12 protein-coding genes are annotated in these 12523 nt (G+C 50.4%); 8 read left to right on the top strand and 4 right to left on the bottom strand.

Going from position 1 to position 12523, the window contains the following annotated elements; all coding sequences use genetic code 11:
* Positions 1-639, top strand: a complete 639-nt coding sequence (locus E2I14_RS08850; protein ID WP_133327568.1) for a response regulator transcription factor — start codon at positions 1-3, stop codon at positions 637-639.
* On the opposite strand, the gene queG is transcribed toward E2I14_RS08850, so the two are convergent.
* A complete protein-coding gene (gene queG, locus E2I14_RS08845; protein WP_133327566.1) occupies positions 640-1731 on the bottom strand; it encodes a tRNA epoxyqueuosine(34) reductase QueG in 1092 nt (363 codons plus the stop codon).
* Positions 1732-1793: 62 nt separating this feature from the next.
* Between queG and tsaE the strand changes: the two genes are divergently transcribed.
* The 4 genes from tsaE (at position 1794) to E2I14_RS19485 (ending at position 5668) form a co-directional block, all read left to right on the top strand.
* Complete coding sequence (gene tsaE, locus E2I14_RS08840) at positions 1794-2291, top strand: tRNA (adenosine(37)-N6)-threonylcarbamoyltransferase complex ATPase subunit type 1 TsaE (protein WP_133327564.1); 498 nt, start codon at positions 1794-1796, stop codon at positions 2289-2291.
* A gap of 18 nt (positions 2292-2309) precedes the next feature.
* Positions 2310-3692 carry an N-acetylmuramoyl-L-alanine amidase gene (locus tag E2I14_RS08835; RefSeq protein WP_133327562.1) on the top strand — a complete coding sequence of 461 codons (1383 nt, stop codon included), beginning with the start codon at positions 2310-2312 and terminating at the stop codon, positions 3690-3692.
* A gap of 16 nt (positions 3693-3708) precedes the next feature.
* Positions 3709-4107 carry a GFA family protein gene (locus E2I14_RS08830; RefSeq protein ID WP_206105610.1) on the top strand — a complete coding sequence of 133 codons (399 nt, stop codon included), beginning with the start codon at positions 3709-3711 and terminating at the stop codon, positions 4105-4107.
* Between the two features lie 142 nt (positions 4108-4249).
* The gene (locus E2I14_RS19485) at positions 4250-5668 is read left to right on the top strand and encodes a hypothetical protein (protein WP_206105609.1); all 1419 of its coding nucleotides are present in this window, start codon (positions 4250-4252) and stop codon (positions 5666-5668) included.
* A gap of 162 nt (positions 5669-5830) precedes the next feature.
* On the opposite strand, the gene purK is transcribed toward E2I14_RS19485, so the two are convergent.
* Both purK and purE read right to left on the bottom strand, forming a co-directional pair.
* Complete coding sequence (purK, locus tag E2I14_RS08820; protein ID WP_133327560.1) at positions 5831-6889, bottom strand: 5-(carboxyamino)imidazole ribonucleotide synthase; 1059 nt, start codon at positions 6887-6889, stop codon at positions 5831-5833.
* The gene (purE, locus tag E2I14_RS08815; protein ID WP_133327558.1) at positions 6886-7380 is read right to left on the bottom strand and encodes a 5-(carboxyamino)imidazole ribonucleotide mutase; all 495 of its coding nucleotides are present in this window, start codon (positions 7378-7380) and stop codon (positions 6886-6888) included. Before purE ends, purK begins: the two co-directional genes overlap by 4 nt.
* A gap of 434 nt (positions 7381-7814) precedes the next feature.
* Between purE and E2I14_RS08810 the strand changes: the two genes are divergently transcribed.
* On the top strand, positions 7815-8765 hold the full coding sequence (locus E2I14_RS08810; protein WP_133327556.1) for a LysR family transcriptional regulator: 951 nt from the start codon (positions 7815-7817) through the stop codon (positions 8763-8765).
* Positions 8766-8852: 87 nt separating this feature from the next.
* On the opposite strand, the gene E2I14_RS08805 is transcribed toward E2I14_RS08810, so the two are convergent.
* Entirely contained in the window at positions 8853-9509 is a 657-nt protein-coding gene (locus E2I14_RS08805; RefSeq protein ID WP_133327554.1) for a VTT domain-containing protein, read from the bottom strand.
* A gap of 70 nt (positions 9510-9579) precedes the next feature.
* Here E2I14_RS08805 and mutL point away from each other — a divergent pair, with 70 nt between their 5' ends.
* Both mutL and miaA read left to right on the top strand, forming a co-directional pair.
* Positions 9580-11439 carry a DNA mismatch repair endonuclease MutL gene (gene mutL / locus E2I14_RS08800; protein ID WP_133327552.1) on the top strand — a complete coding sequence of 620 codons (1860 nt, stop codon included), beginning with the start codon at positions 9580-9582 and terminating at the stop codon, positions 11437-11439.
* A gap of 4 nt (positions 11440-11443) precedes the next feature.
* Positions 11444-12397 carry a tRNA (adenosine(37)-N6)-dimethylallyltransferase MiaA gene (gene miaA / locus E2I14_RS08795; RefSeq protein WP_133327550.1) on the top strand — a complete coding sequence of 318 codons (954 nt, stop codon included), beginning with the start codon at positions 11444-11446 and terminating at the stop codon, positions 12395-12397.
* Positions 12398-12523: the final 126 nt, after the last annotated feature.

Below are 12523 nucleotides of genomic sequence, written 5' to 3'. Positions count from 1 at the left end.
ATGTTACACATTGTTGACGACGATGCAGACTTGCGCGACGCGCTCATTTGGATGGCGAAATCGCGCCAATTGCCGTGTGTGAGTTATTCCAGTGGCGAACAATTTTTGGCGACTTTTGATCACTTTGCGCATCTGTATCCGGCTGCCAATGACGAGTCCAACAAAGACAATAAATTCAAATTCGATCCGGCTGGTGACTGCGTGTTGCTCGACGTGCGCATGGATGGCTTGAGCGGCATTGCGACCTTTGACTTGATGGCGGCGCAACAATTAACCAAGCGCTTGCCAGTGATTTTTATTACTGGTCATGGCGACGTTCCGATGGCGGTCGATGCATTAAAGCGCGGCGCATTTGATTTCTGCGAAAAACCGTTTGACGATAACGCTCTTTTTGATCGGGTTCAAGAAGCGTTGGCCTTGTCGCGTCAGGAAGGTGAATTAGCGTTAGTGTATGAGCGGTTAGCCGGTTTGACGACGCGCGAACGCGAAGTGCTGGATTTGATATTGCTGGGCAAAATGAACAAAGTGATCGCTGACGAATTGGGAATTAGCATGCGTACCGTAGAAGTCCATCGCGCCAATATTTTTGACAAAATGGCGGTCAAAACAGCGGTGGAATTAGCCGGTCTTTTGAAGTAATTAGGCACCTTGTCGCAACGCCCAACTGACGTGTTCACGCACAATGTCAGACGGGTGTTGCAAATGACGGCACAAGGCTGCATCGATGAGTTCACAATCCAATTGCTGTGCCAGACGTGCGCGCCGCGCATTGCCTAAACCCACGGCCAAATTGCGCAGCCAGCTGACATAACCAATCCGCCGAATCGGACTACCTTCCATGCGGCGCATAAAGTCTTCTTCGCTCCAGCTAAATAACTCGATCAAGCTTGAATTATCTAATCCGTTACGCACGGCGAAATCGGGTTCCTGACTGATTTGCGCAAACTTATTCCACGGACAGCAGGTTTGGCAATCGTCGCAGCCATAGACGCGATTGCCAATGAGCGGACGAAATTCTTCGGGGATGCTACTTTTTAGCTCGATCGTTAGGTACGAAATGCAGCGCCGCGCATCCAGTTGGTAAGGCGCGATAATCGCTTGCGTTGGACAACTGCTCAGGCATGCAGTGCAATTGCCGCAATGGTTGCTAATTGGAGCGTCAATCGGTAACGGCAAATCGGTAATGATTTCACCCAAAAAAAACGTTGACCCAGCTTCGCGATTGAGTAACAAGGTATGCTTGCCGCGCCAGCCTAAACCTGCTTTTTCTGCCAAGGCGACTTCCATGACGGGCGCTGAATCGGTAAAAGCGCGATAGCCAAATTGCCCGACTTCTGCTTCGATTTTTTGCGCGAGTTGTTGCAACCGGTTGCGTAGGACTTTGTGATAATCGCGCCCTCGGGCATAAACCGAAATGACAGCTTGGTCTGAAAGTTGACCACGCGCTTGTTCAGCCGCGCGCCAATTGGGTGACGTGCTAGGCGCGAGATAATCCATTCTGACCACGATCGCGCGCACCGCATTGGGCACTAATTCCGCCGGTCTAGCGCGCTTCATGCCGTGCGCAGCCATGTAGTCCATTTCGCCATGAAAGCCCGCCTCCAACCACGCCGCCAAGCCCGCTTCGTGGGCTGATAGATCAATATCCGAAATCCGCACGTCAGAAAAGCCTAAATCTTGTCCCCAAGATTTAATGCTACGTGCCAGAATGGCGTATTTGTCGTTTATCATGCTGGTTGTTGAAATTGAGCCCAAAGCGATAATGTTTTTTAGCGAACACAGTATTTTACGAGATGCCAGACTATAAAGCCCACTTTAAAGCGTTATTAAAAAACGAAGCCGCCACCGACGCCCTAGGTAAATGCTTAGCGCGTCAACTGGTTGCTGGCTTAGTCGTTTATCTACATGGCGATCTTGGTGCTGGCAAAACCGCTTTAACCCGGGCTTTGCTGCATTCGGCCGGTTACGTTGGGCACGTTAAAAGTCCAACCTACACGTTGGCTGAGCCGTATGAAATTCAATTGGCGGGACAATCGGTCACATTGATGCATTTTGATTTGTACCGCATGAGCAGTCCCGATGAATTTTTAGAAGCCGGCTTTCGCGACGTGTTTAACCAATCGACGATTTGTGTAGTGGAGTGGCCAGAAAAAGGCGAATCAATTTTACCGTTGCCGGATTTAGATATTTATTTAACAGTCGCTGGCAGCGGACGTGAGGTCGAATTATGCGCCCGTTCGGAGCGCGCCGCGGTTTGTGTCAATGGACTCAATTTTGCCCCGAATTTGTAATTTAACTAGCGATTTAGTGTGAATCAATTGGATACCAAGAAGAAATCCCGCCGCATTTTTTTGCAATCTGGTGCCACGCTTTTGCTGTCCGTGCTGGTGCCGAAACTATCTTATGCGGCCCAGATTTTAGCGGTGCGGGTTTGGCCTGCGGAAGAATACACGCGGGTCACGCTCGAAGGCGATGTTGAGCTAAAAGCGACCCAATTTTTAGTCAAAGATCCATTGCGTATGGTGGTCGATATTGACGGTTTAGAACTCAATTCGACGCTCAAAGAAATCATCGCCAAAATTCAATCCAATGATCCTTACATCAAGCAAGTGCGCGTCGGCCAAAATCGGCCTAATGTGGTGCGTTTGGTATTTGATCTGAAAGAAGAAATCAACCCGCAGGTATTTACCTTAAAGCCGGTGGGTGAATACAAATATCGTTTGGTGTTTGATCTCTATCCAACCAATCCCGTTGATCCAATTGCCGCTTTAATCGAAAAGGGGCAATGGCTGCAAGAACAGCCGCTGGCGAAATCAGATCCGAAAGCATCGCCGCCAATTGCACAGGCACCAACCCTGCCAACGCCGCCAACGCCATCCCAATTGCCCTCGCAGGCACAAACGATGCCGCAGCCAAAATTAAATCCTAATCCCGAAGCGCCTTTACCCGGTTCGTCCGATCTAAAGAACGCGCCGCAACTCATGCGCATGATTACCATTGCCCTGGATCCTGGACACGGTGGCGAAGATCCAGGAGCCGTCGGGCGTGGTGGTAGTTATGAAAAAGATGTGGTGTTATCGATTGCTAAACGTTTAAAAGCCAAAATCGAATCGCAACCCAATATGCGTGTTTTTCTGACTCGTGATGCGGACTTTTTCGTTCCGCTTAATGTGCGGGTGGAAAAGGCGCGTAAGGTGCAGGCAGATTTATTTATGTCGATCCACGCGGACGCATTTATTGAAACCTCGGCGCGCGGATCTTCGGTGTTTGCCTTGTCCGATAAAGGTGCTAGCTCCACGGCGGCGCGCTGGCTGGCGAACAAAGAAAACTCAGCCGATTTGATCGGTGGCGTAAACATTAAAAATCACGATAAACAGCTCGCTAGCGTGCTGCTCGATTTATCGACCACAGCGCAAATCAGTGACAGCTTAAAGCTGGGCAGCGCAATTTTGGGTGAAATCGGCGGCATTAATCGCTTGCATAAAGGCTCGGTCGAACAAGCTGGTTTCGCCGTGTTAAAAGCGCCTGATATTCCTAGTGTATTGATTGAAACGGCGTTTATTTCTAATCCCGAAGAAGAAGCAAAATTGACCGATGAAAATTACCAAAATCAAATGGCCGATGCGATCTTAAAGGGGATTAATCGTTACTTCGCTAAAAAGCCTCCGTTAGCGAAAAATCGCCTTACTTGAATTCTATTTGATCATCATGAAACAAGTCGGCCCAACCCGCATTAACGCAAAGCATACGCTCACTTGTCATTGCGGAGCAGTTGCGCTGCTGCTAAATCTACCGGATGGAATCGTCAATCCACGCCGCTGTGATTGCTCGATTTGCCGTAGAAAGGGAGCGATTGTTGCGTCCGTTTCCTTGGATGGCATCGAAATTATTAAAGGCGCTGATGTCCTGAAGCTGTATCAATTTAATACCAACACAGCGCGTCATTATTTCTGCTCAATCTGCGGCATTTATACCCACCACCAACGTCGCTCCAACCCAAATGAATATGGCTATAACGTGGGTTGTTTAGAAGGCGTCAACCCGTTTGAGATACCCAATATTCCCCTCAATGATGGCGTGAACCATCCAGCGGATCGCTCTAAATAATTGCGGTTTCAGTTGCTTACAATTAAGATTGTTAAATTTTGTCAACCAATGCGCCATGCTTGCGTTTTCTAGCTGACGCCTGACTTGTCATTAATGAGTAGTGGGAAGTAGTTAATTTAAAAATATTATTGTGAGATAACTGATGAAAAAAATCATGATCGCTGCCGCAGTAGGTGCCGCTGTGTTGTTGAGCGGCTGCGTGGTTGAGCCAGCACACGTATACGTGCAGCCGGTGCGCTACGTGCAGCCAACTTACCAACCTGTCCAAGCAGAAGTGACTTACCAAGCACCTGCGCCTCAGCCGGTCGTCAGCGTGTATGTCGAGCCACCATTAGCCCAGCCAGAGCCAGTTTTGGTTTCGTGGGCGCCGCCCCCGATGTTGGTTGAAACACCGCCGCCAATGCCTTATGACGGCGCGATTTGGACGGGTGGTTATTGGGTATGGGAAGGCAACTGGGTTTGGGCGCATGGTCGCTGGTCCGCGCCGCCGCGCCCTGGTTATGGCTGGGTTAATCCGTACTATGAAAACCGCGGCGGTTCAGTCGTATTCGTCAATGGTTTTTGGGCCGCCCCGGGCGTTGCTTTCGTTGCTCCGCCAGTCGGAATTAATATCTCGATCGGTATCGTTGCCGCTGGTGTGATTGCTGGGCCGCGTCCAATGGGACCTTCCGGTGTGTTTGTTCCAGCGCCACCCGGCTCACATCTCGGCTTAATCGTTCCTGCGCCGATTGGAACCGCTCCGGCAGTCGTTACCAGCGCGCCACCGATTATCAATCAAGGTATGCGCATTACGAACAACAACACCAATATCAACAATACGAACGTCAATAACACCACAATTAACAACGTTAGTAACGTGCGTAACGTAACCAATGTGACCAACGTGACGAACGTGACCAATGTCACCATCGTCGCTCCACCGGGTGCAACCGCCAACGGACAAGCGGTAAATTCGGCAGTGCCTGCTCAGCCACATTTAGCAGCGGCTCAGCCTCCCGTTGTTAAAGCAATGGCGCCAATGCCGACTTCGAATAGAGCAATTCCAGCTTACGTTGCAGGTCGCCAGCCAACCGCGTTACCGCAAGCTCAAGTAGTCCACGCTGAGGTTCCACCAACGTTTGCCAAGAGCGTGCAAGCGCACGCTGCTAATCAAGCGCAGCCGCAGCAGCAACAACAGCAGCAACAGCAACAGCAACGTGAGCAACAGCAGCGCGACCAGCAACAACATGAGCAGCAACAAAAGCAACAGCAAATGCAACAGCAACAGTCTCAGCAGCAACAACGCGAGCAACAGCAGCAGCGTGAGCAACAGCAGCGCGATCAGCAACAACATGAACAGCAACAAAAGCAGCAGCAAATTCAGCAGCAACAGCAACAGCAGCAACAGCAGCAACAGCAGCGCGAGCAGCAACAGCGTGAACTGCAACAAAAGCAACAGCAAATGCAGCATGAGCAAGAGAATCGCAACGCTCAGCCTCATCCAGCCGAGAACAAGCCAGAAGCTAAGGTGAAGAGCAAAGAAGAGAAAGCGAAAGACGAGAGGGAAAAACGCGAGCGTTAATCGCTTGTCGGTGGAAGGTAATCACGGATGGATGGGTTGAATTAAATCTTCAGCCCATCCGCCTTGAGATCCTAAAAGAAACGCAAAAATGGCGCGTAAAAAAAGGTTGAACTGATGAAGTTCACCCTTTTTTATATTTAATCGAATGCTTTATAGGCTGACCTAGGCAGTAGCGCCAAGATTGTTCAACGCCCATTCTTTTGCTGACTGAAACTGCTCCGGCAACTCTAATTCAGTCAGCCATTGGCGCAATTGGGCAGGGTCAGGATGGTGGAAATTGAGATGCCCCATCTTGCGCCCAGCACGCCAGTCTTTGCCGTACCAATGCAAGCGAGCTGCGCCGTGTTTTAGCCAATCTGGGTTGTAAGGTACACCGATCAGATTGACCATCATGCTCGAACCAGTTTGCACCGGTTGGGCTAAATGCAAACCGCACACAGCGCGCAGATGCAATTCAAATTGACTAATCGAGGCGCCAGCTTGCGTCCAGTGCGCCGAATTATGTACACGCGGGGCAATTTCATTGACCATTAATTTGCCGCCGACCATAAAGCATTCCATTGCCATCACACCGACGTAATCGAGCGCGTTCATCACCGTGCTGAGCATCTGTTCTGCTTGCGCTTGCAATTGAGCGTGACGTGCAGGCTGGCTTAAGCTAATGATTAAAATACCGTTGGTATGGCGATTCTCTGTCAGGCGATAAAACACGGTTTCGCCTTGGCGATTGCGTGCACCGATGATGGAAACTTCGCCATCAAAGTTAATGGCTTGTTCAGCAATGACATCGTTTTGCCAAGCGCTTAAATCAGTTGGTGTGGCTTGCTTAATGCGCAGTTGACCGTAACCGTCATAGCCGCCGCTGGCGCGTTTTAAGAAAACGTCAGGACCTAATTTTTGGTGTATCGCTTCTTGCGAAATGCTGGGATTTAACTCCAGCCACGGTGAGGTCGCCAAGCCTAGTTGATCCAACAATTTCTTTTGTGAAATGCGATTCGCTAACGCGGCGAAAGTCGCTTTGTTTAACCAATTAGGATGATTTTCAATCGCTTGGGTAAAAGCGTTAGTTGGCCAATGTTCGCGCTCGGCGGTGATGATGGTGTCGTTGTCGGGCAGGGTGTCGCCATCGATATTTAAGGTCGTAACGTCAACCCCGATACGCAGACCGGCTTCTTGCAGCATTGCACCTAATTGACCATTTCCTAGTACGGCGACTTTCATGGATGCTGTCCTATGTGAGCGTTGTCCAATACGGTCTGGGTTTGCTGAGCGCGCCATGCATCGAGCTTCTCTGCTAAGGCTGGATCGTTAATGGCCAACATTTGAATCGCTAACAACGCCGCGTTAAATGCGCCCGCTGCGCCAATCGCCAAAGTTCCAACCGCCACGCCTTTTGGCATTTGCACGATGGATAGCAAACTGTCTAAGCCGCTTAAGGCTTTGCTTTGCACAGGAACGCCCAATACCGGCAGCGGTGTCATGGAAGCGATCATGCCCGGCAAATGGGCTGCGCCGCCAGCGCCAGCGATGATGAGCGAAATGCCTTCGGCTTTGGCGTTACGCGCAAAGTTGAACAAACGTTCTGGGGTGCGATGCGCAGAGACCACCTCAGCGCGCCAAGCGACGTTAAATTCGGTTAATAACTCGCTCGCGGGTGCCATGGTTTCCCAATCACTTTTTGAGCCCATTACGATGGCGATTTTTGCGGTCATCACAATTCCTTGTAAATATTGATTGAATCAAGCTGCGCAACCAGTTGCTATGAACAGGTTAGCCAATAAACGTCGAGTTGGGAGGTGTATCTCATGAATTCTTTAATGCCGTTGCGACTAGCAAGCCCGAAAACTGCGCCTGAGCACGAGCGTCTGAATGGCGATGCGAGCTTGAAATAGCCCGCGATTTTAACATGACAGGGGGTAAATAGTAGACATGCGGCAAGGGGATTACGCTAATTTGGCGGGCGATCTAACTAGTTTGACAAGTGAATTGGGAGCCATAAAGGCCAGGTTTGGGCCGATTGATGTGGGTTTTAACTCGCAATTCAATTGCCGGCGCAGCGATTATTACGTATATTCAATGCTCAATTAATAAGCGCTGCAATATAGGCTTTTATCTATATTTAGGCAGTTAAACCAGCAAAATCCACATGAATATCCGTCATTTAAGCTTTCGTCTGCTTCAGGTCTATGTGCAAGTCGTTCGGCTTGGAACGATCTCCGCCGCAGCGCGTGAGCTGCATTTGACTCAACCAACCGTTTCTTTGCAATTGAAGAAGTTGCGTGAAGCCGTGGGCGAAAGTCTGTTTGAAACGCGCGAGGGGCGCATGGAATTGACCCATGTTGGAGAAGAGTTATACCGCGCTGCATGCGATGTGCTGGTGCGCTTTGATGACTTTAACGGCTTTTTGGAGCGCGCTCGTGGCGGCAGTTCTGGTCACATTAATATCGGTTTGGTTACCACCGCAAAATATGTTTTGCCGCGCATTTTAGGTGCTTTTTATCGCCAATATCCCAAGGTGAGCGTGACGCTCAACATCGGCAATCGGGCTCATATTTTGGAACGCTTTTCTAAGCAAGAAGACGATTTATACGTTTTTAGCCATCCACCAAGCGGCAATCTGGTGCAAGCCACCCGCATCCTAAAAAATCCCTTGCAAGTCATCGCGCCGCTCGATCATTGGGCCGCAGGTAAGCCCAATATCCGCTTTTCGGAGTTACGCAATGAGCGCTTTTTAATGCGCGAACCCGGTTCGGCCACAAGAATGATGTTTGAATCGTGGCTGAGCAGTCAGGGGATTGAATTGGCCAATACCATGCAAATTGAGAGCAATGAAGCGATCCGTTTAAGTACCGCTTCAGGGTTGGGTTTGTCGGTGATTTCTGACCATACGCTGCAAGAAGGACGCGAGAAATTGGCGATCTTGCCGGTGACGGGATTTCCGCTAGAAAGCAATTGGTATTTGGTTAGCCGCAAAGACCGGCGCTTGCCTTATGCGGCCATGCAGTTAATTCGCTTTATGGCCGAGCATTTACATGAATGTGTTGAAGCCGAATGGGTTGCGCCAGATATTGCGCAACTGGTGAAACATTTTGCGTAATGCGGATGGGGATAAATTGCAACGCGGGCGTCGTATTCATCGAATTGATTGAAGTCGCGCCCGCCTTTAAAAACTGCTGGTGATTACCTACTTGCTGGCTTTTGAGGACGTGAAATTGCGGATCAGTTTCCAAGCACCGCCAAGCAACAATGGAACGATTGCCGCTCCCACTCCAACCAAGACGATCGTATTTAAATGGTCACGCAGCAGCGGAATGGCGCCCAAGAAGTAACCCGCCGACACCAACAAAACGACCCATAACAGCGCGCCGATCACGTTAAATAATTGGAATTTTTTGTGCGTCATCTCAGACACGCCCGCCACAAACGGGGCAAAGGTACGCACGATAGGTAAGAAGCGCGCCAAGATAATGGTTTTGCCGCCGTGTTTTTCGTAAAACGAATGGGTTTTTTGCAGCGCCGCTTTATCGAGCCACGCATAATCTTTTTCATACACTTTGTGCCCGATAGCACTGCCGACCCAATAATTGACCGTGTTTCCTAGCACCGCGGCCAGAATCAGTAACACACAAAGCAGCCAGACATCCATCGCTCCAGTAGCGCAGAAAGTGCCCGCGATGAACAGCAATGAATCCCCCGGCAAAAATGGCAGGACGATCAAGCCAGTTTCGCAAAAAACAATGGCAAATAGGATCACGTAAATAGCTGTTCCATATTGATCGATGAACAGACCAAGAGTCTTGTCAACATGCAAAATCATGTCGAAAAATTGCATTAAATCCATATATCTCCTTTGTGGAGCCGAAATAATACACTATCTAATATCGCGTCAATACGATTTATAATCGCGCACTATGACTTCATCCCCATTCCGCCCCATACAGGCTTTGCCTGATAATTTAATCTCCCAAATCGCCGCGGGCGAAGTGGTTGAGCGTCCCTCCGCTGTGGTTAAAGAACTGTTAGAAAACGCGCTCGACGCTGGCGCAACCCAGATCACCGTGCGGCTCGATCAAGGCGGTGTCAAGCGCATCGCGATTACCGATAATGGACGCGGCATCGCGCCGGAACAACTCCCGCTGGCCGTCGCGCGGCACGCCACCTCAAAGATCGCGTCGCTGACCGATTTGGAAAATGTTGCCACGCTCGGTTTTCGCGGCGAAGCGCTCGCGTCCATCGCTTCGGTATCGCAATTTACATTAACGTCGCGCACCGCTGATGCAGCACATGCTAGCCAAATCGAAAACGGTGTTGTGACGCCGACCTCGGGAGCGCAAGGCACAACCGTTGATGTGCAAGAGTTGTATTTCAATACACCGGCTCGCCGTAAATTTTTAAAGACCGAGCAAACCGAATTTGGTCATTGCGCCGATGTGGTGCGCCGCATTGCACTGGCTCGTCCCGATGTGACTTTTACCTTAATGCATAACGGTAAAACCGTCGATCACTGGAACCTCGCCAATATCGATAAACGCAGCGCGCAAATCATGGGCAATGATTTTGCCGAAGCGCGCCTGCCGGTTGAGCAATCTGCCGGGCCACTGCGCTTGCACGGCTTTGCCGGTTTGCCGACCGCATCCAAAGGCCGACCTGACGCGCAATTCTTCTACGTCAACGGACGCTTTGTGCGCGATAAATTATTGACCCATGCGGTGCGTGCCGCGTATCAAGACGTGTTGCATGGCGATCGTTATCCAAGTTACGTCTTGGCCTTGCAGCTTGATCCATCTTTGGTTGACGTGAACGTTCATCCGTCCAAAATCGAAGTGCGCTTTAGAGATAGTCGCGCGGTGCATCAGTTTGTATTTCATGCGGTTCAAGCGGCGTTATCGCAAACGTCGGCCACCGCATTTGGTACAGCGCCAGCTCCGCTTTCCTCGTCATCCTTGTTTGATGTCAAGCGCGGCGAAACCTCAGACGCCGCATCGAACATGAACACTTGGCGTGCGCAGGTACAATCGCAGCAGCCTTTATTTCAGCGACCAACTGGATTTGGCGTGGCGCAAACTACGGCGAGTTACGGCTCTTTCTTCAATTCTTCGGCTGATCCAGCAATCTCAGCTTCATCATCTGGTTCAGCGTTAAATCAAGCGTTCGCGCCCGCGCCACAAGCCGCGAATTCCGACGACGAATATCCACTTGGATTTGCCATTGCTCAACTGCACGGGATTTATGTATTGGCACAAAACAGCCGTGGCTTAGTGTTAGTGGATATGCATGCGGCGCATGAACGGATTTTGTATGAACAGTTAAAAGTCGCACTCGATGAAGGCGAAATCTCAGTCCAAAATCTACTCATCCCAGTAACCTTTTATGCCGAACCGCAAGCCGTGAGCGTGGTTGAGGAACAGCAAGAAGTTTTGCGTTCCTTGGGTTTTGATATCGCGGTGTTATCACCAACGACCTTGGCAGTCAGAGCAATCCCAACCTTGTTGAAAAACGCCGACGCTGAATCGCTGGCGCGTGATGTGCTACGCGATGTTGCTGAATTCGGCGCATCGCGTGTCTTGTTAGAACGTCGCAATGAGTTACTCGGAACCTTGGCCTGTCACAGCGCTGTGCGTGCCAATCGCAGCTTAACGACCGTGGAGATGAACGCCTTGCTGCGCCAAATGGAACACACCGAGCGCGCCGATCAATGCAATCATGGCCGCCCAACTTGGGTGCAGTTGGCATTGAGCGATTTGGATAAATTATTCTTGCGCGGACAATAGTCGGATGAATACGTTGTCTCCATCGCCCGCCAAAGTGGTCGCCATCATGGGACCGACAGCTTCCGGTAAAACTGCGGCGGCGCTCGCTTTGGCGCAACATGTGCCGTGCGAAATTATTTCGGTTGATTCGGCCCTAATTTATCGCCAAATGGATATTGGCTCAGCCAAACCGTCGGCGGCTGAACTCGCCGCAGTACCGCATCATTTAATCGATATTATTGATCCCGCCGAAGCCTATTCGGTAGCGCAATTTCAAGCGGCAGTGATCGACTTAGTGCAGCAGATCAAAGGGCGTGGCAAGTTGCCGGTTTTGGTGGGCGGCACGATGATGTACTTCAACGCCTTGATGCATGGTCTAGGTGATTTGCCGCCGGCGGATTTGGCGATACGCGCTAAATTGGATGCGGAAATTGCTGCCAACGGTATCGCCAGTTTGCACGCGCGCTTGCAGCAACTTGATCCGATTACCGCGCAGCGTTTGCCGCCTGGCGATACGCAGCGCATTCAACGCGCCTTAGAAGTAATCGAACTCACTGGCAAGCCCTTGTCCACATTATTCGCCGAGCAAACCACGGTTAAACCGTTGCTCGACATTCATGCGTTTTCATTAGAGCCTAGCGAGCGCAGTGTTTTGCATCAACGGATTGCGCAGCGGTTCGACACGATGTTGCAACAGGGTTTTCTGGACGAAGTTCGTGCTTTGCGTGCACGCGGCGATTTAAATTTATCAATGCCGTCGATGCGCTGTGTTGGTTATCGCCAAGCGTGGGAATATTTAGATGGCGAGTACGATGCGGCGGAAATGCGCGAGCGCGGAATAATCGCGACGCGGCAATTGGCTAAACGGCAGTTAACGTGGTTGCGTTCCATGCCTGATCGTGTGGTGCTGGATTGTTTAAGTGATCAAGTTTCCGCTCAAGTGCTGCGCCAAATTCAACTGTGGTCGATTGCCGACTAACTCAAATTGATTGCGATTATTTTCTTGCCGAGCGTGAGCTCAACAGCAAGTTATTAAATCACGCCACATTAATTGTGAAGTAGGTTAAATCTAGTTAAATCTGTTTCATAAAAAATAGTAAATAGT

Source organism: Sapientia aquatica, from assembly GCF_004358105.1.
GTDB classification, from domain to species: domain Bacteria; phylum Pseudomonadota; class Gammaproteobacteria; order Burkholderiales; family Burkholderiaceae_D; genus Solimicrobium; species Solimicrobium aquaticum.
Note: the sequence above shows the minus strand (reverse complement) of the source record. Positions and strands in the feature narration are given on the sequence as shown.